Genomic DNA, 25,211 nt, shown 5'->3' with positions numbered 1-25,211 from the left:
CTGTTTTTAAATTGTTTTGATGGCGTAGCTATAATCCATATTCCGTATGGCAATTAGATGCTGGGCGGCAGTTCCGGCATTTCCGAGAGTCGCTCCTCGGCTTCCTCATGCCCCTGGTCCGCCGCCCGTTGGTACCAAATGCGCGCCTGGGCGGGGTTCTTCGCCACGCCACGGCCCTTGGCGTAGCTTTCGGCCACGGCGAACTGCGCGTCTGCGTCGCCCTGTTCGGCAGACTTGCGATACAGCGCGAAAGCCTTCTTGTAGCTGCGAGTCACCCCGGTTCCGTTCTCGTACATGATCGCCAGGTTGTACTCGGCGTCCTTGTCGCCCTGGTCGACGGCCTTCTGGTACCAGTACACGGCCTTTACCGGGTCCTGTTCGACGCCGTCGCCGCTGTCGTAGGCGTTGCCCAGGTTGTATTGGGCGCAGGCGTGCCCCTGTTCCGCGGCCTTGCGGTACCACTGTGCGGCCAGCTCGTAGCTCTGTTCGAACTCGTCGCTGCCGGAGTCGTATTCCAGGCCGAGGCTGTACTGGGCGGTGGCATGGCCGGCGTTAGCCGCGGCCACCAGCTCGTCGCCGTACAGGTCGGACCACTGATCCACGATGGCGCAGGGGGTGGCTTCGAGCGTAGCGGCCTGGGCCGGTGAAGCGACCCACAGGCACAGCAGTGTGCCTACGATCAGGGTGCGGCGGATGTTGGCGGGCATGGCAATCACTCCTGTGAAAAATGGGCATGAGTCTGATACATGCCCGGCTACCTATCCATCGGAACGCAAGCGCCCGGTGTGACGTACCTTGGGTTTTCGTGGGCTCAGTCGCCGGTGGCCACAGGACGCTCCGCATCGGTGATCCATTCGCTCCAGGACCCGGCGTACAGGCGGCCCAGCGGATAGCCGGCGAGGCTCATGGCGAACAGGTTGTGGCAGGCGGTGACGCCGGAGCCGCAGTAGGCCACCAGGTCTTCGGCCGGACGCCCGCGCAGCAGGCTGGCGAAGCGCTGGTGCAGGTGCTCCGGGCGCAGGAAGCGGCCATCGCTGCCGAGGTTGTCGGTGAAGGCCGCGCACTGGGCTCCGGGAATGTGGCCGGCCACCGGGTCGATGGGCTCCACTTCGCCACGGAAGCGTGGCAGGCCGCGGGCATCGATGAGTGGCAGGTCAGGCTCGCCGAGTCGCGCGCGGAGTTGGCGGGCGTCGATCAGCAGGCTGTCGTCCGGCTCGCCTTGGAAGTCGCCCAGGCGCTGCGGCGTCTCGGCAGTGGTCAGGCTCAGTCCGGCAGCCCGCCAGGCGCCGAGGCCGCCGTCGAGCAGGTAGACGCCCTCGCTCTTGCCCAGCCACAGCAGCAACCACCAGGCGCGGGCGGCGAACGCTCCGGGGCCGTCGTCGTACAGCACCACTTCGCTTTCCGCCTTCAGGCCCCAGCCGCGCAGGCGCTCCAGCAACTGCTGCGGATCGGGAAGCGGATGACGCCCGGTGACGCCGGGAACGACGGGGGAGGAGAGGTCCTGGTTGAGGTCGGCGTAGTGTGCGCCGGGAATGTGGTTCTCCTGGTAGCTGCGTGCCCCGTAGGCGGGGTCATCGAGTGAGAAGCGGCAGTCGAGCAGTACGAGGTTCGGGTCATCGAGGCGGGCGGCCAGTTGCTCGGGGGTGAGCAGGCGGGCATGAGTCATGGGCGCATTCCTGTGTCGTGACGGGGTTATGGCGCATCATAAGGCTTGTATCGCGAACAAGTTACTGTTGGTGGGAGTTGGCGAAGATGCTCAACCTGCAATCGGAACCGCGCAAGGCGGGCCCGCTCCGCGTCGCCCTGGTAGGCGTCGCGACCGTCCTGATTACCCTGGGCTACAGTGTTCGGGTGCTGGCGCTAGGGGCCATTGGCCGGCTGCGCCGCAGCAAGGTGGATGGCTTTACCCGTGACTGGTCGAGCCGGCTGCTGCGCCTGACCGGCATGCGTCTGAGCCGTCACGGCGAGGTGCCGGATTTCGGCGACGGCCGCCGTTACATGATCCTTTGCACTCATTCGAGTTTTTACGATATCCCGGCGATCTTCGTGACCATGCCCGGCTCGATCCGCATGCTGGCCAAGAAGGAGTTGTTCGCCGTACCGGTGTGGGGAGCGGCGATGCGTGCGGCGGAATTCCCGTCCATCGACCGGCACAACCGCCACCAGGCCATGAGCGACCTGGCAAAGGCCCGGGAAATGATGGAGAGCGGCATCGTGCTGTGGGCCGCGCCGGAAGGCACGCGTTCCAAGGATGGGCGTTTGCAGCCGTTCAAGAAGGGCTGCTTCCGCCTGGCCCAGCAGACTGACGCGGTAATCGTTCCGGTGGCGATCCGGGGTATTCAGCAGGTGTTGCCGGCCGGAGGGCTGAACCTCAACCTGGGGATGCCGGTAGAGGTGCATGTGGGCAAACCCATCGACTCGACCGACTACGCAGAGCAGGGCGTGGATGCTCTGATGGATGAGGTGCGCGGACGCATGCTCGACCTGCTGGAGGCCGACGCCGCGCTCGGCCAGGCGACCACCCGCGAGGAGCGGTCGCTGGCGTGAGCGATCAGTGCAGTTGGAGCCGGCCGATGCGGTCGTTCTCCAGGCTGCCCAGGTAGAGCGAGTCACCCACCGGTTTCACCGAGGTGATCATGCGCAGATGCTGGCCGCTGGTGTCGTGCAGGCTGCGCACGATCTCGCCTTTCTCGTTCACCGCGACTACCAGCCCATAGGGTACCGGTTTGGGCAGGAAGCTGCGCGGCAGCTTGGTCAACTGGCGCTTGAGCCAGGGGAACTGCTGGATCAGGTCGGCATCGGCTTTGCGCGGCGATGGCAGGGCTACCCAGAACGTCCCCTTGCGGTCGCTGGCGAGATTGTCCGGCAGGCCCGGCAGGTTATCGATGAAGACATCGCTCTGGCCGGCTTTCGGGCCTTTGAGCCAGTAGCGGGTGATGCGATAGCGGTAGGTCTCGTTGACCAGCACGAAGTCTTCCTGCGCCGACAGTGCGACGCCATTGGCGAAGTACAGATCCTTGAGCAGCACCTCGGTCTTGCCGTTCGCCGGGTCGTAGCGCAGCAGGCGGCCATGTGGACGCGCTTCGAGCAGGTCGAGGACGTAGTCCGGCTGATGGAAGCGGCTGGAGGCGTCGCTGAAATAGATGCGTCCGTCGCTGGCGATGTCCAGATCGTCGGTGAAGGCGAAGGGCACCCCGTCGGCGGAGTCTGTGAGTGCGCGGATGCTGCCCTGCGGGTCGATCTGCAGCAGCCCCTTCCAGGCATCGGCGACGATCAGGTTGCCGTGGGCGTCGAACGCCATGCCCAGCGGCCGGCCGCCGGTTTCGACGAAGGTTTGCGCCTGGCCATCGCTGTCGATGCGGACGATACGGCCGTCATCCAGCCCAGCGAACACGCGGCCCTGGGCATCCACCGTGGTGTCTTCCGGGCCGCGAATCTGGCCCTGGGCGAGCAGTTCGGCCTTCATCAGGGTGTCGTTGGGTTCCATCACCCCGGTCATTGGCGGCGCCTTGGCTGGCGTCCAGGCCAGCGGGTCGATGGGGCTGGGCGTGAGCGCCAGGTAGATCGCCAGCGCTGCGACAAGCAGGGCGAGCAAGCCGAATAGCTTCTTCATGAAGAGCTGCCTTGTTGTTGTTATGAGGGGCGGGCACAGACTAGTCGCTGCGTGCGGCAGGACACAGAGCAATGGCCGAGTGGAATGCTCGCACATCAAGCATCTCTATATAATGCGCGGCACCGAAACGAAGGAGATGTTCGTGAGCGCACTCGATATTCAGTGGATTCGCGACGATGCCAGCCTGGCTAGCAAGTGCCAGTACTGGAAAGAACTGCCGTACCTCGCGCTCGATACCGAGTTCATGCGTGTCGATACCTTCTACCCCGAAGCCGGCCTCGTGCAGGTGGGCGACGGCAATGCCGTGTGGCTGATCGACCCGCTGCTGATTCGCGACTGGTCGTCGTTCGCCGAAGTGCTGGAGGCGCCTCATGTAGTCAAGGTCTTCCACGCCTGCGGTGAAGACCTGGAGGTCTTCCTGCGCCTGACCGGCAGCCTGCCGCAGCCGCTGTTCGACACCCAGCTGGCGGCCGCCTACCTGGGCATGCCGCACTCGATGGGGTATTCCAGGCTGGTACTGGAGATTCTCGGCCTGGACCTGCCCAAGGACGAGACCCGCTCTGACTGGCTACAGCGCCCGCTGACCGACATGCAGGTGCGCTATGCCGCCGAAGATGTGCAGCATCTCGCCGAAGTCTACGTGAAGCTGGCTCCGCGTCTGAGCGAGCGCAAGCTCGAATGGCTGCTGGCCGATGGCGCCGACCTGGCCAACAACCAGACCCGCATCAGCGATCCGCAGGAGGCTTACCTCGACGTGAAGCTGGCGTGGAAGCTCGGGCGCCAGCAACTGGCGGTGCTGCGCGAACTCTGCGCCTGGCGCGAGCAGCAGGCGCGCCTGCGCAACCAGCCGCGCAACCGTGTGCTGCGCGAACACACCCTGTGGCCGCTGGCGCGCTTCCAGCCGACGGACAAGGTGGCCCTGGCGCGCATCGACGACATGCACCCGCGCACCGTGCGCCAGGACGGCGACACGTTGATCGCGCTGATCGCCCACGCGGCGAAGCAGCCCCAGGAGCAGTGGCCGCAGACGCTGCCGGAGCCATTGCCCCGGGAAGTCACGCCGTTGCTCAAGAAGCTGCGCGAAGTCGGCCAGAAGGAAGCCGAGCGCCAGGGCATGGCGCCAGAGCTGATGGTGCGCAAGAAAGTCCTCGAAGCCCTGCTCAAGACCGGCTATCCCGATGGCCCCTACGAATTGCCCGAATCGCTGCAAGGCTGGCGCCGTGAACTGATGGGGCAGGCCCTGCTGGACTGCCTTGCCGTCCAGCCCAACGAATAACGCGGAGACCCCATGAAACGCATCTGCTCCATCTACAAGAGCCCGCGCAAGAATGAGATGTACCTATACGTCGACAAGCGCGAAGCCCTGACCCGTGTGCCCGAGGCGCTTATCGCCGTGTTCGGCCCACCGCAGCATACCTTCGACCTGGTGCTCAGCCCCGAGCGCCAACTGGCGCGCGAGGACATCAACAAGGTGCTGGAGAACATCGAGAAGCAGGGCTTCCACCTTCAGATGCCGCCGACCGAGGAGGAGTACATCGAACACCTTCCCGAAGAACTGCTGCGGATGAACGATCCGCTCTGATCTCCGGCATCGCGCCACACTTCTCAGGCCGCGGATCTGTATCAGTGCTGGCACTGTGCAAGTTCGCGGCTTGAGCGCATTATGCGCGGAGAAAAAGGGTTCAACGGAGCGGAACGCTTGGTCTTTGGCTGTGTCTATAGCCGCCTGTCTTCCCACGAACTGATGCCGATAGCCTCGGGAAGCACACTTGAAGCGAGCCCAGATGCGCCAGCCGCAAACGTTCCACCGATCGACGCGAAGGTCCTGACTCATGCGCCTACTCGTTCTCGATCGAGACCACGCCCTCTACGCTGCCCTGATCATGGCGGCGGAGCCCCGGATTTCCGTAGTGTCGGGTGACGACCCGGAAAAGCTCCGCGAAGCTGCCGCCGATTGCCCTGTATGGCTTGCCCAGCCTGATTTCGCCGCGCAACTGTTGCGCCTGGGCGTCCACCCGGTGTGGATCCAGTCCAGTTGGGCCGGTATCACGCCGCTGCTGGCCGACGGCCTTCCCAGGGATTACGCACTGACCCGCGCCGTGGGCATCTTCGGCCAGGTCATGACTGAATACCTGCTCACCTACATGCTTGCCCACGAACGGCAGATGCTCGGCCGGCTGGCCAGCCAGGTCGGCGTACAGTGGGATGACCGGCTGCCGGGCAGCCTGCATGGCCGCCAGGTGTTGATCGTCGGTACCGGCGAGATCGGCCAGGCCGTGGCGCACATGCTGGCGCCGTTCGGCGTGGAGCTGCTGGGTGTGGCGAAGAATCCGCGTTCGCTGCTGCCGTTCAGCCGTGTGGGCTCGCTGGATAACCTGCCGCGGCTGGTTCAGACCGCCGATTACGTGGTGAACCTGTTGCCCGATACCACGGAAACCCGCGATATCTACAACTTGCCGCTGTTCAACCGGATGAAGCCAACGGCGTTGTTCATCAACGCCGGCCGTGGCACCTCGGTAGTCGACGACGATCTGGTGTCGGCGCTGGAGGCCAACCAGATCGCCGGCGCGGTGATCGATGTCTGCCGCGTGGAACCGCTGCCGCCGCAACATGCGTTCTGGCATACCCCGCGTTTGCTGCTGACCGGGCATACCGCCGCGCCGACATTGCCGGGAGCGCTGATCGACCTGTTCCGCGATAACCTGACCCGCTTCTGGGCCGGCCAGGAAATGCGTGGTGAAGTGGACTTCGAGCGGGGTTACTGATCACGCCGCCGAACATGAAAAGGCCCCGCAAGGGGCCTTTTTCGTTGGCGGCATCGCTTACAGCGAGAAATCGCCCTCGGCGACGATTTCCGCCAGCGGGCGGCGTGCGTTGGGGACTTCGCGGGTCTGCAGGCTTTCCGGAAGGATCGACTTGTCGCCAAGCTTGCCCACGGCGATCACCGCGTGGATCTCGTGGTCCGCTGGCACCTTCAGTTCGCTGCGCGCCAGTTCGCGATCGAAGCCGGCCATGCCGTGGGTATGCCAGCCTGCGAGGCTCGCCTGCAACGCCAGGAAGCCCCAGGCCGAACCGGTGTCGAAGCTGTGCCAGAGGGCGGGCTTCTCTTCGCTGGAACCGGGCGGTGCGAAGGTAGTCTTGGACAGCACCACCACCAGCGCCGAGGCGTGTTGCGCCCAGCCGCGATTGAACTCGCCCAGCAGGTTCAGGTAGCGCTGCCAGTTCGGCGTGTCGCGGCGCGCATAGAGGAAGCGCCAGGGTTGCGAGTTGAATGACGAGGGCGCCCAGCGCGCCGCCTCGATGAAACTCAGCAGGGTGGTTTCCGGGATGCTCTCGCTGTTGAAGGCGCGGGGCGACCAGCGATTGATGAACTGCGGGTCGATCGGGTGCTCGGCAACGCGGGGGTTGGCGCTCATGAAAGCTCCTGTGGCTAGGGGGAATGCCGATGGTGCCGTGGACGGCCGGGCATCGAGGATGCGAAGGGCTCGGCTGCTGGTGGCAGTTGGCGAGTGAATTGCGAGCGCTCTGGAATCGGCCCGCAGGTGGGCAAAGCTACCCAGCGTGGCTCGCTCTGGCAAGCATCGCGCGGTCAATGGTCGCCTGCGCTTGGCCCCGGAGCGCACCGGGCTTAGACTTGGCGCCCCGTGAAATAGCCCCTGTACAAAAAATGGCCGCCAAAGTCGAACCCTTCTGGAAACGCAAGACCCTCGACCAGCTCGATCAGGACGAGTGGGAATCGCTGTGCGACGGCTGCGGCCTGTGCTGCCTGCAGAAGCTGGAAGACGAGGACGACGGCGCGGTGTACTACACCCGTATCGCCTGCAAGTTACTGGACCTCAAGACCTGCCGCTGCACCGACTACGCCAACCGCCGCGCGACGGTGCCCGACTGCATCCAACTGACCCCGGCCCAGGCCGACGAATTCCAGTGGCTGCCGCCGACCTGCGCCTATCGCCTGGTGGCGGAGGGCAAGGACCTGCCGTTGTGGCACCATCTCGTCTGCGGCGATCCCGACGCCGTGCACCATGAGCGTATCTCGCAGTCTGGCCGGATGCTCAGCGAGAACTCTGTCGCCGAAGACGACTGGGAAGAGCACCTGATCTTCCGTGCCGGCTGATCCTTCCAGCCCATACTCAGCGCGACGTCCGCAACCAGTAGCAGGCTTCCTCGCCGTACAGCGGCGCTTCGTCATCCGGCAACTTCACGCGTTTCTCCCATAGCGGGAACCAGCGGTCGTCCTTCACATCGTCGATGGTCGGCGGACGAGCCTGGGTGCGGAAGCGCCGCTCGCAGGCGCCCCATTGCACGTAGTTGACCTGCGCTTCGATCAGGCTTACCGCGTTGGCGCCGCCGCGCGCGTCGGGGAAGCAGAGTTGCAGGTGGTCGTCTTCCCAAAGGCAAATTTCACAGATTTCGTATGACCCCGGAGGGTCGCCGAAACTGAAATGGCCACAGCAGGGGCAGGTGTAGAGCATCAGCCGTGGGTTTCCTGGCCCAGCACCTTGAGCAGGAAGGCGTACTCCAGCGCCACGTCCTTGAGCCCCTGGTAGCGCCCGCTCATGCCGCCGTGGCCGGCACCCAGGTCGGTCTTGAGCAGCAGCAGGTTGCCGTCGGTCTTGCTTACCCGCAGCTTGGCGACCCACTTGGCGGCCTCCCAGTACTGTACGCGGCTGTCGTTGTAGCCTGCGACTACCAGCAGCGCGGGGTAGTCCTGGGCACTGACGTTCTCGTAGGGCGCGTAGGCGCGGATGCGTTCGTAGACCTCCGGTTCCTGCGGGTTGCCCCATTCGTCGTACTCGGTGACGGTCAGCGGCAGGTCGGGGTTGAGCATGCTGTTCAGCACATCGACGAAGGGGACCTCGGCGATGGCCGCGGCGAAGAGTTGCGGACGCTGGTTGAGTACTGCACCGATCAGCAGGCCGCCGGCGCTGCCACCGCTGATCGCCAGGCGCTCCGGTGTGCTGTAGCCGTGGGCCAGCAGGTGTTCGGCGCAGGCGATGAAGTCGCTGAAAGTGTTCTGCTTGTGTTCCAGTTTGCCGGCGCGATACCAGGCTTCGCCCAGCTCGCCGCCGCCACGCACGTGAGCGATGGCGAAGACGAAGCCGCGCTCCAGCAGGCTCAGGCGCGCATGGGAGAACCACGGATCTAGGCTTTCGCCATAGGCACCGTAGCCGTACAGATAGAGCGGCGCGGGTTCGCCACGGGCGATGCTCTCCAGCACATCGCGGCGGCCTACCAGGCTGATCGGCACCTGCACGCCGTCCTCGGCGTCGGCCCAGAGGCGGCGGCTTTCGTAGGCATCGGCGTCGAACGGGCCTTCCACCGGGGTTTCCTTGAGCACTTTCTGCTCGCCGCCGGAGAGCTCCAACTGGCGAATCTGCGCCGGGCGGTTAAGGGCTTCGTAGCGCAGACGTATGACTGGGCTGTCGAATTCCAGGCTGTCCTGCACATAGAGGTTGTAGGCGGCATCCGGCAGATCGACGCGATGCGCCGGCTGTCCGTGCGGATGTACCTCGATGATCGGCAGGCCGCCTTCGCGCAGGCTCAGGGTCAGAGCCTCGGCATTGAGGGTGACGCCTTCGAGCATCACTTCATCGCGGTGCGCCACCAGTTGCCGCCAGTGCGGGCGAGTGGGGTGCGCCTGGTCGACGAGGAACAGGGCGAAGTTGATGCCGGTCTGGTTGCTGCGGATAAGCCAGGCCCAGTCGCCGTTCAGGCGGCCGTGATCCGGGTAGTACTCGTGGCCTTCCTCGCGCGGCGCCAGGCACTGGAACTCGCCTTGCGGCGTGTCGGCATCGAGCACCCAGGCTTCGCTGGTGGTCTTGCTGTTCAGCAGCAGGATCAACTGGCGTTCCGAGCTTGAGCGATAGCAGTGCAGGAAGAAGCGGCCGTCGCGCTCCTCGAAGACCTGCTCGGCGCCCGTTTCGCCCAGGCGATGGCGGTAGAGCTTGTGGGGGCGATGGGTGTCGTCCAGCTCGCCGAAGAACAGCGTGCGGTTGTCGTTGGCCCAGGTCAGGCTGCCATCGCAGCCTTCGAAGGGCAGGGTGCGGACGCTGCCGTCGGCGAGGTCCTTGACGTACAGCGTGTAGATCTCGTCGCCACTGGTGTCCAGGCTGTAGGCGAGCTTCGAATGGTCGGGGCTGATGCTGAAGGCGCCGACGGAGAGGAAGTCGCCGCCGGCCAGGGCGTTGGGATCGAGCAGCAGTTGTTCCGCACTCTGATCCACCGCCAGCGACCCGTCCGCCGGCCGCGGGCAGCGATAGTGGCGCGGATATTCGTCGCCGGCGGTGGTGCGCTGGTAGTACAGCCACGGGCCCCACGGCGTGGGCAGGGACAGGTCGGTTTCGCGGATGCGTCCCTTGATCTCCAGGAACAGTGCCTCGCGCAATGCGGCTTGCGGGGCGAGCTGCTCTTCCAGGTAGGCGTTCTCCGCCTTCAGGTAGTCGAGGACATCCTCGGCGTCGCGGTTCTCCAGCCAGGCGTAGGGATCGGCGGCGGCTTCGCGGCGGGCGATGGGGGGCTGACGGTCGGACATGGCGGCTCCTCGGCACGGCATGGATGACGCCCGGCTGCGCACCCATGAGTAAAAGCGGCTATCATAAGCCCCCCTCCGCCGCCACCGCACGCACGCGCATGAACGAACACGATTACATGATCGCCTGGGGCGCCTATCTCGGCGCCGGCCTCGGCCTCACGCTGGTTTGGTTCCTGATGACCGGCTGGATGTGGCGGTGGCTGCGCGAGCCGCTGCGAGTCATCGTCGTCGTGCTGCTGTTCACCCCGACGCCGGTGGACCCGGCCAACAATCTGTACGCTCCAGCTATCGCCATCACCGCGCTGGACGTAGTGTTCAAGGTTGGCAACAACGCCTGGCGCGCGGTGTCGGACCTGGCCCTGGTGCTGCTGGCAGCGTTTGGCGTGTACCTGCTGTTCGTGCTCGTCCGTTGGCCCATCGAGCGCTCGATGAAGAAGCGCCGCAAGGAGCCGGACCCGGAAGACGAGCCGACCCTGCGCCAACTGATGCAGCCGGAGCTGATGCCTGGCGTGGACAGCCGTACCGACGAGCGTGGCGACCGTCGCATGCGCATCGAGCCGCGTCTCTGATTCGCGCCTTGCATCGCGACCAACACGCGTCCAGCATGAACTGAACGGCCTTTCGAGGAGTTCTCATGGACTGCGTGTTCTGTGCCATAGCGGCCGGTCGCGTGCCGGCTCACGTCCTCTACGAAGACGATCGATTCATCGTGCTGCTGGATATCTATCCGCTGCGTCCCGCTCATCTGCTGGTGGTGGCACGGGAGCATGCGCCGTTCCTGCACCAGTTGTCGGAGGACGCACAGGCCGGGCTGATGCCACTGGCCGAGCGTATGCAGCGCGTGTTGCGCCGGGCTGGCTATGGCCGGGTCGGTATCAATCTGCTGGTCAACGACGGCCCTGCCGCCAACCAGCACGTACCGCATTTTCATCTGCACCTGATTCCGCGAGAGTTGAGCGACCTGCCGGCACTGCTGGTGCGCGTGCTCACGCGGTTTCTGCCGCTGGGCCGGCGGAGGATGCAGGACCGCCTGTCGCGCGAGCTGCACCAGTTGCGCGAGGCACTGATGGAGGAGAACTGATTCATGTGCGAGTTGCTCGGCATGAGCGCCAACGTCCCCACGGACATCGTGTTCAGCTTCACCGGGCTGATGCAGCGTGGTGGTGGCACCGGTCCGCACCGCGATGGCTGGGGGATCGCATTCTATGAAGGACGGGGCGTGCGGCTGTTCCAGGACCCGTCGGCGAGCATAGATTCGGAGGTCGCGCGCCTGGTGCAGCGCTACCCGATCAAGAGCGAGACGGTGATTGGACACATCCGCCAGGCCAACGTCGGCAAGGTCTGCCTGTCCAATACGCATCCCTTCGTACGCGAGATGGGCGGGCGCTACTGGACCTTCGCCCACAATGGCCAACTGGCCGACTTCCACCCCGAGCCGGGGCTGTACCGCCCGGTGGGCGATACCGACAGCGAGGCGGCCTTCTGCGACCTGCTCAACCGTGTGCGCCGGGCCTTTCCCGAGCCGGTTCCGGTCGAGGTACTGCTACCGACGCTGGTAGGCGCCTGCGCCGCGTTCCGCGAGAAGGGGGTGTTCAACTGCCTGCTCAGCGATGGCGACTGGCTGTTCTCGTTCTGTACCACCAAGCTGGCCTGGATCACCCGGCGCGCGCCGTTCGGCCCGGCGCGGCTGAAGGATGCCGACCTGATCGTGGACTTCCAGTCAGAGACCACGCCGGACGACGTGGTCACGGTGATCGCCACCGAGCCGCTGACCGACAACGAGAACTGGACCCTGATGCAGGGCGGCGAGTGGATGCTCTGGTGGCGCGGCGAGATCGTCGACCAGGGAAGGATCTGACGTCTCTCTTCGCCCGGCCGCCCTGGGAGGCTGTCGCTGGGCGATTTCATCACGACAAGAACCAAGGGGGAGAAAATGCTGCGCAGCTACATTCGCATGGTGTTGTTTGCGCTGGGCCTGATGGTGGCGGTACAGGTGCCCGGTTTCATCAAGGATTACGCGCAGCGCGTGGATGCTCACCGCATCGAGGCGGCGCAGGCCCTGCAGGGCTTCAGGGACACCGCAGGACAGTTCTTCAAGGGCGACCTGAATGCCCTGGTGGCGCACTATCGCGGCAGTGCCGACCCCGTGTTCCAGCGCGACGCCGACAACATCGAGCGCCTGTTGCGCCGTGCGCAACTCTTCGAGAGCCAATGGCTGGCGCTACAGGGCAACTGGTACCAGCGCGCCTTGCACATGGTCAGTGCGCCGAACCATGAACTCTTGCAGGAAACCTACGAAAACTACCGGTACCAGGTGGTTCTTGAACCGGAGGCCATCGGCTGGGCGCTGGCCGGCGGGCTGCTGCTGGCGTGGATTGCCGAGGTGCTGATGACTTCGGTGGCGGCGCTGGTCGGCTTCGGTGACAACCGCCGCGCCTCGCGTCGGCACTGGAACTGATGCTTTCGCATGCCGGATCTGACGCCAGACCCTTCGAGGCGGCAGCTCCTGCGAAAGCATTGCGTGCCGGGATCTGCGCCATCGGACAGCCGTTCCCGCGCGGCGAACCAGTCGGCTTACCGCGCTAGCGCCTCTTCCGGCGACTCGTGGCGCCGGTACGGGAACACGTCGATCACCTTGCCCGCGCGAATCTGCGCCTGCAGGCCCTTCCAGTAATCCGCGTCGAACAGGTTGCCGTGCAGTTTGGCGAACTGCCTGCGCAGCTTCAGGTCGACGAACAGGAAACGCGGAAACTCCTCCGGGAACACGTCCATCGGCCCCACCGAGTACCACGGCTCGGAAGACATCTCGTCCTCCTCGTAGCGCGGTGGCGGGATGTGCCGGAAATTCACCTCGGTGAGATAGCTGATTTCGTCGTAGTCGTAGAACACCACGCGGCCGTGACGGGTGACGCCGAAGTTCTTCAGCAGCATGTCGCCGGGAAAGATATTCGCGGCAGCCAGTTGCTTGATCGCCAGGCCGTAGTCGTTCAGTGCTTCGGCCACCTGCGCCTCGGTGGCGTGTTCCAGGTAGATGTTCAGCGGCGTCATCCGGCGCTCGGTCCAGCAATGGCGGATCAGCACCACGTCGCCCTCCTGCACCACGGTGGAGGGAGCTACCTCCAGCAATTCGCTCAGGCAGTCCGGATCGAATTTGCTCACCGGGAAGCGGAAGTCGGCGAACTGCTGGGTGTCCGCCAGGCGGCCGACGCGGTCGTGGTTCTTCACCAACTGGTACTTCTGGATCACCGTGGCGTGGTCCACGGTCTTGGCCGGGTTGAAATTGTCCTTGATGATCTTGAACACGGTGTTGAAGCCGGGCAGCGTGAACACGCTCATCACCATGCCGCGTACGCCGGGGGCCATCACGAAGCGGTCGTCGGTGGTCGCCAGGTGGTTGATCAGCGCGCGGTAGAACTCACTCTTGCCCTGCTTGTAGAAGCCTATGGAGGTGTACAGCTCGGCGATGTGCTTGCCCGGCAGCAGGCGTTTCAGAAACGCCACCATTTCCGCCGGCACCGGCGCATCCACCATGAAGTAGGAGCGGGTGAAGGAGAAGATGATCGAGACTTCCGCTTCGTCGGTGATCACCGTGTCGAACTGGATGCCGCGCCCTTCGTGGTGGACCAGCGGGAAGACCAGCGGCCATTGTTCGTCCGGGGTGAACAGGCGTCCCACCAGATAGGCGCCCTTGTTGCGGTAGAACACCGAGCCGATCAGTTCGATGGCCAGTGTCGGATCCTTGCAGACCCAGTCGGGCAGGCTGGCGCGCAACAGGCTGTCGATGCGCTCCAGATCGCGCTCGCGGTCGTCGTAGTCCACGGCGAAGCGGTAGTCGTCGAAGATACTTTCCAATGCCCGGCGCAGGTTGCCGCCGGGCCGGTACAGCCGCGTGTGCGGGTCCCGCGAATGGGCGCGCAGCGATGGTCGGGTGGTGTGCACGAACATCGTGCCATCACTGATGTTGTCGTGGCTGAACAGCCCGCAGAAGATCGAGTTGAACCAGGTTTCCGCCAGTTCGTCGTCCAGGCGCGGATCGATCAGGGTGATGTATGCGCTCTTGGCGATCGGCCAGCGCTCCACGTCCACCAGGTCGATATGGGACATGGTGCGGGTGAGACGCTCCACGGTCTCGGCGACCATCTCCTCGTACAGGTTGATCCGCTGGGCGGAAGCAGCCTGGGCTTCCTGCCAGAGCGCCTGCTCGAAGCGCGCCGGGGCGCCGGCGGTGATCTGGTGGAACTTCGCACGGTAATCGTCGAAGCCTTCGAGTATCTGCGTTGCGATCTCGGTCGCCGGCCAGTGCTGAGTCATGGGAGCGCCCCTGCGCAGTCGTTGTGCAGCGAGCTTAGCCACGGCGCACGGGGAGGGAAAGAGCGAGTCGCCGCAGGTTTCGTGCGGGCCTCCGGCCTATGCTGGTCGGCCTCGCGGGTGTGGCGGTGCTGACTGGCGCGGGACCGGTGCCGCTGGACGCCGCTGTATTGTGGGGTGCCGCCGCCTGCCTGGTGGCGACCACCTGCTATGGCTTCGCCGGCTTTGCCACCAGGCGCTGGATCAACGATCGGGGTGGCATGGACTCCGGCGTCTCGGCCCTGGGCAGCCAGACGGGGGCGACGATGTGCATGCTGCCGGTATTTCTCGGCAGCAGCCTGGACATGCCGCTGGCGCCGCTGGCCGAGCCGAAGATACTGTTGGCGCTGGCCGGGCTGGGCCTGCTCTGCACGTCGTTCGCCTATGTTCTTTACTTCCGCCTGCTGGCCAGCATCGGCCCGCTCAAGACCATGACCGTGACCTTCCTCATCCCGCCGTTCGGTGTGCTCTGGGGCGTGCTGCTGCTGGACGAGTCGCTGTCCTGGGCGCACCTGCAGGGTGGCCTGCTGATTGCTCTGGCTCTCTGGCTGGTGCTCAAGCCAGCGCCGCTGCCGAAGGCGGAAGCGGCCAACTGAAAACGCGCAGGCGAGGCTCCCCCCCGCCTGCGTGCTTTCACCCTCCGATCAGTTGTCCACAACCCGCGCGGGCGACTCGTCGCGTGCCGTGCTGCCGGGCTTGCGGAACACCAGCATCAGGCCGAGCACGATCAGCCCCATGCCCAGCAGGCCGAGGGCGGACAGGCGATTGCCGAACACCAGGTAGTCCATCAGCGCAGTGACCGCCGGTACCAGGTAGAACAGGCTGGTGACGTTCACCAGATTACCGGCTGCGATCATCCGGTAGAGCAGCACGGTAGCCAGCACCGAGACCATCAGCCCCATCCACAGCGCACTGAGGATGAACTCGGCGTTCCATTCCACATGCAGCGGCTGGAAGGGCGCGACCGCCAGGCATAGCGCGAGGCCGGCGATGTATTGCAGAGGCAGGGTGCCCAGCGGGTTCTCGCGGATGTTCTTCTGCAGAATCGAGCCGCCGGTGATCGACAGCAGCGCCAGCAGGCAGCAGGCCAGTCCGGCGAAGGTCAGGCCCGCCAGCCCGATGCTCTGGTACACCACCATCACCAACCCGGCCAGACCTAGCGCCAGGCCGCCCAGGCGCGGCGCGGAGTGCCGGCGCTCCAGCAGAAAACTGGTGAGCATCGGCTGCACGCCGAGCACCGTGGCGATGACGCCGGGGGTGACGTGCAGGTCCAGCGCCAGCAGGTAGAAGATCGGGTAGATGCCCAGCATCACCAGCCCGGTGAGCACCGCCTGGCGGATCTGCCGGGGTTCGCGGGGCCAGCGCAGGCCGATCAGAGGCGAGAGGACCAGCAGGGCGGCCAGCGCGGTGCCGAAGCGCGCGATGAGGAAAATCATCGGCGATGCGTGGGCCAGGCCCCATTTGCTGATGATTGCGGCACTGCTCCACAGCAGTACGAAGAGGGAAGTGCTGGCCAGGCCGACCAGCGTGGAACGGTTGAACGAAATCATGGAATACACCTGTCGTCAGGCAGATCACGACCGGCCTTCTGTTGGCCGGCCACACGCCGGGTGCCGCGTCAGATGAGCGCGGAAAACCGGATGCAGGGAAACGCGTTGGGCGTCAGTGGCGCACGCCGGGCGGCGGATAGGCCGCGCCGGGAGGCGGAGGCGACGCGATGGCGACGACAGGCGGAGGAGGGCAGGCCGCACCCGCGCCGCGTGCCGGGAAGGCTGCAGCGATGATTGCCGGATTGGGCAATGGGTGTCGGGACATGAAGGCGAACCTGTTAAGTGAGGCAGCGAAGGGCTGCGTGGACAGACTATAACTGCTGTGGCCGGCCGAGGCGAGCGCTGCGCGAGTCGGACGGCAAAGCGGGAGCCCCACGACAATCGGGGCGTACCAACGAAAACGCGCGGCCGGGGCCGCGCGTCGTCAGGCAAGGATGGTGCTTACTTGCCGGTCTTGATGGTATTCCAGGTGCGGGTACGCACACGGTCGATCTTCATCGGCATGGATTCGAGGGCGAACAGCTTGGCCATCTTGTCCTGCGGCGGGTAGATCGCCGGGTCTGCCTTGATTTCCTTGTCCACCAGCGCGTCGGCTGCCAGGTTGCCGTTGGCGTAGTGCACGTAGTTGCTGACGTTGGCCATCACTTCCGGGCGCAGCAGGTAGTTCATGAAGGCATAGGCGGCCTTCTCGTCCGGCGCGTCGTTCGGCATGGCGATCATGTCGAACCACAGCGGCGAGCCTTCCTTCGGAGTGGAGTAGTGGATTTCCACGCCGTTCTTGGCTTCCTTGGCGCGGGTGGCGGCCTGCAGGATGTCGCCGGAGAAGCCGACGGCTACGCAGATCTCGCCGTTGGCCAGGTCGCTGACGTACTTGGAGGAGTGGAAGTAGCGGATGTACGGACGCACCTTCATCAGCGCTTCCTCGGCCTTCTTGTAGTCATCCAGCTTCTGGCTGTGATGCGGCAGGCCCAGGTAGTTCAGGGTGATCGGCAGCAGCTCCGGACCGTTGTCCAGCACTGCTACGCCGCACTTGGACAGCTTCTCCATGTACTCGGGCTTGAAGAAAATGTCCCAGGAGTCGATCGGCGCGTTGTCGCCCAGCACTTCCTTGATCTTCGCCGGGTTGTAGCCGATGCCGGTGGTGCCCCACAGGTAGGGGAAGCCGTGCTCGTTGCCCGGGTCGTTCACTTCCAGCGCCTTCATCAGCACCGGGTTGAGGTTCTTCCAGTTCGGCAACTGGCTCTTGTCCAGTTTCTTCAGGGCGCCGGCCTGGATCTGCTTGGCCATGAAATGGTTGGACGGCACCACGATGTCGTAACCGGATTTGCCGGTCATCAGCTTGCCGTCGAGGGTCTCGTTACTGTCGTAGACGTCGTAGGTCGCCTGGATGCCGGTTTCCTTGGTGAAGGTCGGCACGGTGTCCGGGGCGATGTAGTCGGACCAGTTGTAGATCTTGACGGAATCGGCCTTGGCGGCGCCGGCGGCCACGGCGAGGGAGAGTGCAAGTGTGGAGAGCAACGGGGCGGAAATTTTCATTCTTGTGTTCCTGACATCGGTGCGGGGTGCCCGGTCATCTTCGACGAGATGGCGACGCGCGGTCGTGGGCTGCGCAAGAATTAACCATTTTGCCGGAACATGGCCAGTCGCGGTGGCTGCCTGCGGGTCCGCAGACAGCGCACATGAGCGACGTCGCACCTGATCTGTGCGGCCATTGGGGAAGCGCCCCGCAAGGGGGCGGGAGGAAGTCTTACTGAACCAGTTCCTGATCGTCGAACAGGCCGTCGAACAGCATGCTCGACAGATAGCGCTCGCCGGAATCAGGCAGGATGACGACGATGGTCTTGCCCTGCATGTTCGGCTCCTCGGCGAGCTTCACCGCCGCGGCCATAGCGGCGCCGCTGGAAATGCCACAGAGGATGCCTTCCTCCTGCATCAGGCGCAGGGCCATGTTCTTGGCATCGTCGTCGGTGACGGTCGCAACACGGTCGACCACGGACAGGTCGAGGTTCTTCGGCACGAAACCGGCGCCGATTCCCTGGATCTTGTGTGGGCTGGGCTTGACCTCTTCGCCGGCGAGGGTCTGGCTGATCACTGGCGAGCCGACCGGCTCCACGGCCACCGAGAGGATCGGCTTGCCTTTGGTGTTCTTGATGAACCGCGACACGCCGGTGATGGTTCCGCCGGTACCGACGCCGGCCACCAGCACATCCACCGCGCCATCGGTGTCGTTCCAGATTTCCGGGCCGGTGGTCTTCTCGTGGATCGCCGGGTTGGCCGGGTTATCGAACTGCGCCGGCATGAAATACCTGGCAGGGTCGCTGGCGACGATTTCCTCGGCCTTGGCGATGGCGCCTTTCATGCCCTTTGCCGGCTCGGTCAGCACCAGTTCGGCACCCAGCGCCTTGAGCACCTTGCGGCGTTCCAGGCTCATCGAGGAGGGCATTGTCAGGATCATTTTGTAGCCACGGGCGGCGGCGACGAAGGCCAGGCCGATGCCGGTGTTGCCGGAGGTCGGCTCCACGATGGTCATGCCCGACTTGAGGCGACCGCCGGACTCGGCATCCCAGATCATGTTGGCGCCGATCCGGCACTTCACCGAGTAGCCGGGGTTGCGCCCTTCGATCTTGGCCAGGATGGTGACGCCGCGCGGGGCGATGCGATTGATCTGGACCAGCGGCGTGTTGCCGATGGACTGCGCGTTGTCTGCGTAAATACGGCTCATGATGAGGGTCCTTGTCGCTCGAAGGTAATCAGAGAGCCTATTCCCAGCCCACCTTCCAGTCCAGACGCAGAACCGGCGGAAAGATCGGTCGTCGCTCCGCCCGGATCGGTACTCAATGGACGCCGTGGGGGCCGATGCCGCGCGTGGCTGGGCCAAGCGTGACTGGGCATTCAGTGACTGAATGCCCGTCCTGCGTTCACAGTCGAGAGCCATGCGCGTTATAGTCGCAGTCTCCCAAACGCACATTTCCGCCCGGGCCTGTCCCCGGCCGCTACCGTTCGAGGATTTCCCGATGAAGTTCGAAGGCACTCAGTCCTACGTCGCCACCGACGACCTCAAGCTGGCGGTCAACGCCGCCATCACCCTGCAGCGCCCGCTGCTGGTGAAGGGCGAGCCGGGCACCGGCAAGACCATGCTGGCCGAGCAGTTGGCGGAGTCCTTCGGCGCCAAGCTGATCACCTGGCACATCAAGTCCACCACCAAGGCCCACCAGGGGCTCTACGAGTACGACGCGGTGAGCCGCCTGCGCGACTCCCAACTGGGCGTGGACAAGGTCCACGACGTGCGCAACTACATCAAGAAGGGCAAGCTCTGGGAGGCCTTCGAGGCCGAAGAGCGCGTTATCCTGCTGATCGACGAGATCGACAAGGCCGATATCGAGTTCCCCAACGACCTGCTGCAGGAACTCGACAAGATGGAGTTCTTCGTTTACGAGACCAACGAGACCATCAAGGCCAGGCAGCGCCCGATCATCATCATCACCTCCAACAACGAAAAGGAACTGCCGGACGCCTTCCTGCGCCGCTGCTTCTTCCACTACATCGCCTTCCCCGACCGCGAGACGCTGCAGAAGATCGTCGACGTGCACTACCCGAAGATCAGCGGCACGCTGGTCAGCGAGGCGCTGGATATCTTCTTCGACGTGCGCAAGGTGCCGGGCCTGAAGAAGAAGCCTTCCACCTCCGAACTGGTGGACTGGCTGAAGCTGCTGATGGCCGACAACATCGGCGAAGCCGTGCTGCGCGAGCGCGACCCCACCAAGGCCATCCCGCCGCTGGCCGGTGCGCTGGTGAAGAACGAGCAGGACGTGCAACTGCTGGAGCGTCTGGCGTTCATGAGCCGCCGCGCCAGCCGCTGATTCGAATCTCCGGATGGATCTTTCCAGGATTGCGCGCAAGCGCCAGAAGAGCGTTCAAGATCAGAACGCTCTTCTGCGGGAGTCCATTCGCAAGTGCGCTGCGGATTTCCGCGAGGCGCCCGGACATATCCCGCCGGTGCTGATCGACGTGGCGCGTGAGAGAGATGTCGACTGGTCGAAGGCTATCCTTCTGCACCTCGGTGTTTGTGAGCCGGGCTGTTCATCCCTGATGGGACTGTTGCTCGATCAGGCCGGACGCTTTATCGAGTTTGAACTGGATGCGACGGATGATTTGAGCTGCCTGCTGGAGCTGTACGTCTGGAAGGACGTTTCGGCAGAGCAGAATTGCTCGCAACACAATCGCGGTATTGGCGTGGGCTATGGAGCCCTGGCGCTTGCGGTGCAAGCCGATCTGAACCGGCCTCAGGGCCTGCTGCGTGTCAGCGAAGAATGAGAATCTGATCATGCTGCTCAACCTGTTCAACGAAATGCGCGCGGCCAAGGTGCCGGTGTCGGTGCGCGAGCTGCTCGACCTGATCGATGCGCTCAAGCACCGCGTCGTGTTCGCCGACATGGACGAGTTCTACTACCTCGCCCGCACCATCATGGTGAAGGACGAGCGCCATTTCGATAAGTTCGACCGGGCCTTCGGCGCCTATTTCAAGGGCCTGGAGAAGCTCGACGACCACCTCAAGGCGCTGATTCCCGAAGAGTGGCTGCGCAAGGAGTTCGAGCGCCTGCTGACCGACGAGGAGCGCGCGCAGATCCAGTCCCTGGGCGGCCTGGACAAGCTCATCGAGGAGTTCAAGAAACGTCTCGAAGAGCAGAAGGAGCGCCACGCCGGCGGCAACAAGTGGATCGGCACCGGCGGCACCAGCCCGTTCGGCTCCGGCGGCTTCAACCCCGAGGGCATCCGCGTCGGCGACGCCGGCAAGCGCCAGGGCAAGGCCGCCAAGGTGTGGGACCAGCGCGAGTACAAGAACCTCGACGACCAGGTCGAGCTGGGCACGCGCAACATCAAGATCGCCCTGCGGCGCCTGCGCAAGTTCGCCCGTGAGGGCGCGGCGGAAGAGCTCGACATCGACGGCACCATCGACCACACGGCCAAGGACGCCGGCCTGCTCAACATCCAGATGCGCCCGGAGCGCCGCAACACCGTGAAGCTCCTGCTGCTGCTGGATATCGGCGGTTCCATGGACGCCCATGTGAAGGTCTGCGAGGAACTGTTCTCGGCCTGCAAGACCGAGTTCAAGCACCTGGAGTACTTCTACTTCCACAACTTCATCTACGAGTCGGTGTGGAAGAACAACCTGCGCCGCTCCAGCGAGCGCACTGCCACCTTCGACCTGCTGCACAAGTACGGGCCGGACTACAAGGTAGTGTTCGTCGGCGACGCCGCGATGGCTCCCTACGAGATCACCCAGGCCGGCGGCAGCGTCGAGCACTGGAACGAGGAAGCCGGCTACGTCTGGATGCAGCGCTTCATGGAGAAGTACAAGAAGCTCATCTGGATCAACCCGTATCCGAAGGACACCTGGAACTACACCGCCTCCACGGGCCTGGTGCGCGAGCTGGTGAAGGAGCAGATGTATCCGCTGACCCTGAGCGGGCTGGAAGAAGGCATGCGGTTCCTCTCCCGCGGTTGAGCTGGTACACCGCTTTCGAGCCCCAGAACGGTGCGCTCGCACCGCCCCGGTGTCCGCAAAGGTAACCTGCGCGCGGACGGAAGAATTTCCGCTCCGCATCCCGGACCCCGTAACATGGGGATCGATCCGGCCACGCTGGGTGGCCGGCACACAACTTGCCTGCCCTTGGGCTGCGCCTGAACCGGTAACACCTGGTGGCGCACCGTAGCGTCTACGATGGGCACGACATGAATCCTCTGACCTTCTCCCGCTCTACCTGGCTCAACTCCCTGCACATGACTTCCCTGACCGTCGCGCTGATGGAATCGGAAGGGCACAGCCGCGAGGCTATCCTCGAGGGCAGCGGCATCACCGGGGACGATCTGCTCGATCTGCGCCGGCTGGTCAGCCCCTGGCAGGAGCAGCAGGTTTTCGCCAACGTGCAGAACCTTGCCGGCGAGCCCGCTCTCGGCCTGCGCCTGGGCGTGCGCACACGCATCACCGCCTACGGCCTGCTCGGTTACGCGCTCTTGTCCGCGCCGACCCTGGGCGAGGCGTTGCGCATCGGCCTGAGCTACCCGGTGCTGCTGGGTACCTATTTCCACCTGGCGCTGGAGGTGGACGGCGACATGGCGTGGCTGGTCGCCACCGGCTATGGCGAGGAAGAGGCCATGCGCCCGTTCAACACCGAGTTGTGCCTGGGCTCGCTGAAGGTGGCCTGCGCCGACCTGCTCGGCCAGCCGTTGCCGCTGGTGCGTGCCGAATTCGACTACGAAGGCCCGGCGGAACGCCGCGCCGCCTACGCCACGCTGTTCGGCTGCCAGCTGAGCTTCGATTGTCCGCGCAGCGCCATCGGCTTCCCCGCCAGCTGGCTGGAAATGCGCCTGCCACTGGCCGACGCCGTGACCCACCGCGAGATGCTCGAACAGTGCCGCCGCCAGAACATCGACCTGGCCGCGCGCCGTGCCTGGCTCGACAAGGTCCGCGCGATCCTCGGCGAACGCCTGCAGGAGCCGCCGGGCCTTGAGGAACTCGCGCGGCGCCTGAACTGCTCGTCGCGCAGCCTGCGCCGGCATTTGCAGCAACAGCAGACCAGCTACCAGCAACTGCTCGACGAACTGCGTTTCGCCCGCGCCAAGGAGCTGCTGCAGGGCGGCGACATGCCGATCTACCGAATCGCCGAGGAACTCGGCTTCAGCGAAACCGCCAGCCTGCGCCATGCCTTCCAACGCTGGAGCGGCCAGCCGCCAAGCCATTTCCGGGCCTGAAATTTCCTGCGCTTGTCTCAGATCAAAGTGTCGCGGCGTAGTGGGGGCATAGCCTTCAAGGATCCCACACGGAAGCCGAGGCGCTGTCATGGCCAAGAAATTCCCCCTCAACCCGCCGCATCCCGAGCGCATCTGCTGGGGTTGCGACCGCTACTGCCCATCGACCAGCCTGGCCTGCGGCAACGGCGCCGATCGCACCATGCACCCGGCCGAAATGCTCGGTGATGACTGGTACCAGTACGGTGACTGGAATATCGACGTGCCGGAGAAAATCGAAGTGCGGCTGGAGCCTTCCAGCTGACGCGCGGCCCGCGCCGTTGCGGCGTGGGCCGGAGCGGCGCGCATCCCGGCCGGGATGCGCGCGCAGGTGTCAGCCCTTGGCGGGGGTGATGCCGTAGATCTTCTGGAACCTGGCAATCAGGCCGACCGGTTTGGTCTCTTCCTTCTGCATCAGGTAGACCACCCGCTCTCCATTGGGGCCGCTGGCGATCTCGGTGTGGCGGAAGATCGGCTCGCCCAGGCCATTCATGTCGACCATGTCACCGTAGCGCTGGGCCACGTAGATCACACCGTCCTTGCGGATTTCACCGTAGAAACCGGCGGCCGGCGGCAGGCTCTGCTTGAGGAACTGGTAGCCGGCGATCTTCTTCACGTCCTTGCTCTGATCTTCGGCGCGCACCACCAGGACGATGTTCTGGCCGAACTTGTCCTTCTCGCCCACATCCTTGGTGTAGGTGGTCTTGCCGGTTACCAGGTAGTCGCGGTAGACGGTAGCGTCGTCGAAGACATAGAGGGTTTCGTCGGTACGCACCAGGTACCAGTCGTCGTTGTTCGGCGTGGCTTCCTTGCTGGCTACCGGCGGCTGTATGGCGCAACCGGCGAGGCCGGCGACGAGCAGGGCGATGGATGCGGCTTTGTACAGGTTCTTGTTGGACATCGGTTTACCTCCCCAGGTTGAAAGCCAGGGAGTTTCGCCAGTGCCTGTAACGGAATGATGACTGGCAGATGAACGATTTGTGCGTCCCGGCGCGGCCTTTGCAGTCGACTGCGCCGGGGCGTCGCCGTGGCTCAGGCGCGGGCCTCCAGGATCAGATTGAAGGGGGTCTGCGCCGCGCGGCGGAAGCTGCTGAAGCCGGCCTCCTCGAACACCTTGCGCAAACGGCCTTCGCCGGCCTGGGCGCCCAGCCCGAGACCGACTTCCTGGGACAGTGAGTTGGGTGTGCAGATGAAGGTGGAAGCCGCGTAGAACAGCCGGCCGACCGGGTTCAGGTTGTCTTCCAGGTGATCGTTGGCGAACGGCTCCACCAGCAGCACTGTGCCGCCGGGCTTGAGCGCCTGCCTGGCGTGGCGGGCAGCGCCCACCGGGTCGCCCATGTCGTGCAGGCAGTCGAAGAAGCAGATCAGGTCGTAGTCGCCGGGGTAGTCCTTGGCGCTGGCGCGCTGGAAGCGGGCACGCTCGGCCACGCCGGCCTCGCGGGCACGCTGGTTGGCGGTGTCTATAGACGGTGCGTGGTAATCGAACCCGACGAAGCGCGAGCCGGGGAATGCCTGGGCCATGATCACCGTGGAGGCGCCGTGGCCGCAGCCAACATCGGCGACCTGTGCGCCGCGCTGGAGCTTTTCCACCACGCCTTCCAGCGCGGGTAGCCATTCACTCACCAGGTGCGCGCGGTAGCCGGGACGGAAGAACCGCTCGGTGCCGGAGAACATGCAGGGGTGGTGGTCGCCCCAGGGGAGCGCGCCATCGCCACGCATGGCGGCCACCAGCTTGTCCTTGTCATGGAACAGCGCGGCGACCACCACCGCGCCGCCGGCGACGTAGACCGGCGAGTCTTCCACCGCCAGCGCCAGGGCCTGTTCTTCCGGCAGGCGGAATTGCCCGTCGCTGTGCTCCATGTAGCCCGAGGCGGCGTGGGCGCTCAGCCATTCGCGCACCAGCCGGGCGTTGCAGCCCGTGCGTTCGGCCAGGGTTTCGGCGCTGACCGGCAGGCTGTCGGCCATCGCGCGGTACAGGCCAAGTTCTTCGCCGAGGATGATGTTGGCGAGCATCGCAGCGCCGCCCATGTCGGTGACCAGCTTGCCCATGAATTCGTTGAGTCTGGCTTCGTCCATGACGCGATCTCCTGCGCAGAACCACCGTGCATGCGTCGGCCCGACGGTGATCGGGGAGAAGCGGCGCAACGCGCATGCCGGATGGGCGCACACCGGGCCTGACGGCGGGCGCGTCGGCCCGCTGCGTCGTCACGCGATGAGGCTTTCCCGGGCGGGAGCATCGCGCGCTAGCCGGCTGAGACTGAGCGCACCGGCACCGACGGTCTTGCGCTCGACCGCAGGCTCAGCGGGCGAACCCCCGTGCGGGGGCTGTTATTCAGTCTAGATTCGCCCCATCCGCCGGGCGCGATGACCGACCTGC

At 64.9% G+C, this 25,211-nt stretch carries 26 protein-coding genes and 1 pseudogene; 15 read left to right on the top strand and 12 right to left on the bottom strand.

The annotated features are described in order from the left end of the window. Positions 1-53 precede the first annotated feature (53 nt). Both OU419_RS20920 and OU419_RS20915 read right to left on the bottom strand, forming a co-directional pair. Positions 54-707: a tetratricopeptide repeat protein gene (locus OU419_RS20920; protein ID WP_254470828.1), complete on the bottom strand. Its 654-nt coding sequence runs from the start codon at positions 705-707 to the stop codon at positions 54-56. A gap of 104 nt (positions 708-811) precedes the next feature. Continuing rightward, on the bottom strand, positions 812-1,666 hold the full coding sequence (locus tag OU419_RS20915; protein ID WP_254470829.1) for a sulfurtransferase: 855 nt from the start codon (positions 1,664-1,666) through the stop codon (positions 812-814). A gap of 86 nt (positions 1,667-1,752) precedes the next feature. Between OU419_RS20915 and OU419_RS20910 the strand changes: the two genes are divergently transcribed. Continuing rightward, complete coding sequence (locus tag OU419_RS20910; protein ID WP_254470830.1) at positions 1,753-2,547, top strand: lysophospholipid acyltransferase family protein; 795 nt, start codon at positions 1,753-1,755, stop codon at positions 2,545-2,547. A gap of 4 nt (positions 2,548-2,551) precedes the next feature. Here OU419_RS20910 and OU419_RS20905 read toward each other — a convergent pair whose 3' ends face one another. Continuing rightward, a complete protein-coding gene (locus OU419_RS20905) occupies positions 2,552-3,613 on the bottom strand; it encodes an SMP-30/gluconolactonase/LRE family protein (protein WP_254470831.1) in 1,062 nt (353 codons plus the stop codon). A 142-nt stretch (positions 3,614-3,755) separates the two neighbouring features. Between OU419_RS20905 and rnd the strand changes: the two genes are divergently transcribed. The 3 genes from rnd (at position 3,756) to OU419_RS20890 (ending at position 6,378) form a co-directional block, all read left to right on the top strand. Beyond that, positions 3,756-4,889: a ribonuclease D gene (rnd, locus tag OU419_RS20900; protein WP_254470832.1), complete on the top strand. Its 1,134-nt coding sequence runs from the start codon at positions 3,756-3,758 to the stop codon at positions 4,887-4,889. Positions 4,890-4,901: 12 nt separating this feature from the next. Next, positions 4,902-5,195: a YcgL domain-containing protein gene (locus OU419_RS20895; protein WP_254470833.1), complete on the top strand. Its 294-nt coding sequence runs from the start codon at positions 4,902-4,904 to the stop codon at positions 5,193-5,195. 250 nt (positions 5,196-5,445) lie between these two features. Further along, a complete protein-coding gene (locus OU419_RS20890; RefSeq protein WP_254470834.1) occupies positions 5,446-6,378 on the top strand; it encodes a D-2-hydroxyacid dehydrogenase in 933 nt (310 codons plus the stop codon). A 57-nt stretch (positions 6,379-6,435) separates the two neighbouring features. Here the strand turns inward: OU419_RS20890 and OU419_RS20885 are convergent, their stop codons facing one another. After that, entirely contained in the window at positions 6,436-7,029 is a 594-nt protein-coding gene (locus OU419_RS20885) for a nitroreductase family protein (protein ID WP_254470835.1), read from the bottom strand. Positions 7,030-7,280: 251 nt separating this feature from the next. Here OU419_RS20885 and OU419_RS20880 point away from each other — a divergent pair, with 251 nt between their 5' ends. After that, positions 7,281-7,730 (top strand): YcgN family cysteine cluster protein, encoded by a 450-nt coding sequence (locus tag OU419_RS20880; RefSeq protein ID WP_254470836.1) that lies wholly within the window; start codon positions 7,281-7,283, stop codon positions 7,728-7,730. Between the two features lie 16 nt (positions 7,731-7,746). Here the strand turns inward: OU419_RS20880 and OU419_RS20875 are convergent, their stop codons facing one another. Both OU419_RS20875 and OU419_RS20870 read right to left on the bottom strand, forming a co-directional pair. Further along, positions 7,747-8,088, bottom strand: a complete 342-nt coding sequence (locus OU419_RS20875) for a CPCC family cysteine-rich protein (RefSeq protein ID WP_254470837.1) — start codon at positions 8,086-8,088, stop codon at positions 7,747-7,749. Next, positions 8,088-10,148, bottom strand: a complete 2,061-nt coding sequence (locus tag OU419_RS20870) for a S9 family peptidase (RefSeq protein ID WP_254470838.1) — start codon at positions 10,146-10,148, stop codon at positions 8,088-8,090. Before OU419_RS20870 ends, OU419_RS20875 begins: the two co-directional genes overlap by 1 nt. Before the next feature lie 98 nt (positions 10,149-10,246). Between OU419_RS20870 and OU419_RS20865 the strand changes: the two genes are divergently transcribed. The 4 genes from OU419_RS20865 to OU419_RS20850 all read left to right on the top strand — a co-directional run bounded on the left by OU419_RS20865 (position 10,247) and on the right by OU419_RS20850 (position 12,606). Then, positions 10,247-10,717, top strand: a complete 471-nt coding sequence (locus OU419_RS20865; RefSeq protein ID WP_254470839.1) for an MFS transporter — start codon at positions 10,247-10,249, stop codon at positions 10,715-10,717. Positions 10,718-10,782: 65 nt separating this feature from the next. Further along, on the top strand, positions 10,783-11,229 hold the full coding sequence (locus OU419_RS20860) for an HIT family protein (protein ID WP_254470840.1): 447 nt from the start codon (positions 10,783-10,785) through the stop codon (positions 11,227-11,229). Positions 11,230-11,232: 3 nt separating this feature from the next. Continuing rightward, the gene (locus OU419_RS20855; RefSeq protein ID WP_254470841.1) at positions 11,233-12,006 is read left to right on the top strand and encodes a class II glutamine amidotransferase; all 774 of its coding nucleotides are present in this window, start codon (positions 11,233-11,235) and stop codon (positions 12,004-12,006) included. Positions 12,007-12,081: 75 nt separating this feature from the next. Next, positions 12,082-12,606: a DUF2937 family protein gene (locus OU419_RS20850; RefSeq protein WP_254470842.1), complete on the top strand. Its 525-nt coding sequence runs from the start codon at positions 12,082-12,084 to the stop codon at positions 12,604-12,606. 116 nt (positions 12,607-12,722) lie between these two features. On the opposite strand, the gene aceK is transcribed toward OU419_RS20850, so the two are convergent. Further along, positions 12,723-14,459: a bifunctional isocitrate dehydrogenase kinase/phosphatase gene (gene aceK, locus OU419_RS20845; RefSeq protein ID WP_254470843.1), complete on the bottom strand. Its 1,737-nt coding sequence runs from the start codon at positions 14,457-14,459 to the stop codon at positions 12,723-12,725. A gap of 98 nt (positions 14,460-14,557) precedes the next feature. Here aceK and OU419_RS20840 point away from each other — a divergent pair. Continuing rightward, positions 14,558-15,091, top strand: a pseudogene (locus tag OU419_RS20840) (DMT family transporter); the annotation flags it as partial. A 48-nt stretch (positions 15,092-15,139) separates the two neighbouring features. On the opposite strand, the gene OU419_RS20835 reads toward OU419_RS20840, so the two are convergent. The 3 genes from OU419_RS20835 to cysK all read right to left on the bottom strand — a co-directional run bounded on the left by OU419_RS20835 (position 15,140) and on the right by cysK (position 18,767). Continuing rightward, positions 15,140-16,045: a DMT family transporter gene (locus OU419_RS20835; protein ID WP_254470844.1), complete on the bottom strand. Its 906-nt coding sequence runs from the start codon at positions 16,043-16,045 to the stop codon at positions 15,140-15,142. A gap of 441 nt (positions 16,046-16,486) precedes the next feature. Then, positions 16,487-17,581: a polyamine ABC transporter substrate-binding protein gene (locus tag OU419_RS20830; protein WP_254470845.1), complete on the bottom strand. Its 1,095-nt coding sequence runs from the start codon at positions 17,579-17,581 to the stop codon at positions 16,487-16,489. 211 nt (positions 17,582-17,792) lie between these two features. Beyond that, positions 17,793-18,767 carry a cysteine synthase A gene (gene cysK, locus OU419_RS20825; RefSeq protein WP_254470846.1) on the bottom strand — a complete coding sequence of 325 codons (975 nt, stop codon included), beginning with the start codon at positions 18,765-18,767 and terminating at the stop codon, positions 17,793-17,795. Positions 18,768-19,059: 292 nt separating this feature from the next. On the opposite strand from cysK, the gene OU419_RS20820 reads away from it, so the two are divergent. The 5 genes from OU419_RS20820 to OU419_RS20800 all read left to right on the top strand — a co-directional run bounded on the left by OU419_RS20820 (position 19,060) and on the right by OU419_RS20800 (position 23,099). Then, complete coding sequence (locus tag OU419_RS20820) at positions 19,060-19,905, top strand: AAA family ATPase (RefSeq protein ID WP_254470847.1); 846 nt, start codon at positions 19,060-19,062, stop codon at positions 19,903-19,905. 13 nt (positions 19,906-19,918) lie between these two features. Beyond that, positions 19,919-20,359 carry a hypothetical protein gene (locus tag OU419_RS20815; protein ID WP_254470848.1) on the top strand — a complete coding sequence of 147 codons (441 nt, stop codon included), beginning with the start codon at positions 19,919-19,921 and terminating at the stop codon, positions 20,357-20,359. 10 nt (positions 20,360-20,369) lie between these two features. Then, positions 20,370-21,551, top strand: a complete 1,182-nt coding sequence (locus tag OU419_RS20810) for a vWA domain-containing protein (protein ID WP_017518512.1) — start codon at positions 20,370-20,372, stop codon at positions 21,549-21,551. A gap of 227 nt (positions 21,552-21,778) precedes the next feature. After that, on the top strand, positions 21,779-22,798 hold the full coding sequence (locus tag OU419_RS20805) for an AraC family transcriptional regulator (RefSeq protein ID WP_254470849.1): 1,020 nt from the start codon (positions 21,779-21,781) through the stop codon (positions 22,796-22,798). Positions 22,799-22,886: 88 nt separating this feature from the next. Then, the gene (locus OU419_RS20800) at positions 22,887-23,099 is read left to right on the top strand and encodes a DUF3079 domain-containing protein (RefSeq protein WP_254470850.1); all 213 of its coding nucleotides are present in this window, start codon (positions 22,887-22,889) and stop codon (positions 23,097-23,099) included. Positions 23,100-23,168: 69 nt separating this feature from the next. Here OU419_RS20800 and OU419_RS20795 read toward each other — a convergent pair whose 3' ends face one another. Both OU419_RS20795 and OU419_RS20790 read right to left on the bottom strand, forming a co-directional pair. After that, the gene (locus OU419_RS20795; RefSeq protein WP_254470851.1) at positions 23,169-23,735 is read right to left on the bottom strand and encodes a hypothetical protein; all 567 of its coding nucleotides are present in this window, start codon (positions 23,733-23,735) and stop codon (positions 23,169-23,171) included. Positions 23,736-23,866: 131 nt separating this feature from the next. After that, positions 23,867-24,910: a class I SAM-dependent methyltransferase gene (locus tag OU419_RS20790; RefSeq protein WP_254470852.1), complete on the bottom strand. Its 1,044-nt coding sequence runs from the start codon at positions 24,908-24,910 to the stop codon at positions 23,867-23,869. Positions 24,911-25,211: the final 301 nt, after the last annotated feature.

This window comes from Pseudomonas triclosanedens (assembly GCF_026686735.1).
Lineage (GTDB): Bacteria > Pseudomonadota > Gammaproteobacteria > Pseudomonadales > Pseudomonadaceae > Pseudomonas > Pseudomonas triclosanedens.
The sequence above is the reverse complement of the archived record's forward strand: the minus strand, read 5'-3'. Positions and strand labels throughout refer to the sequence as shown.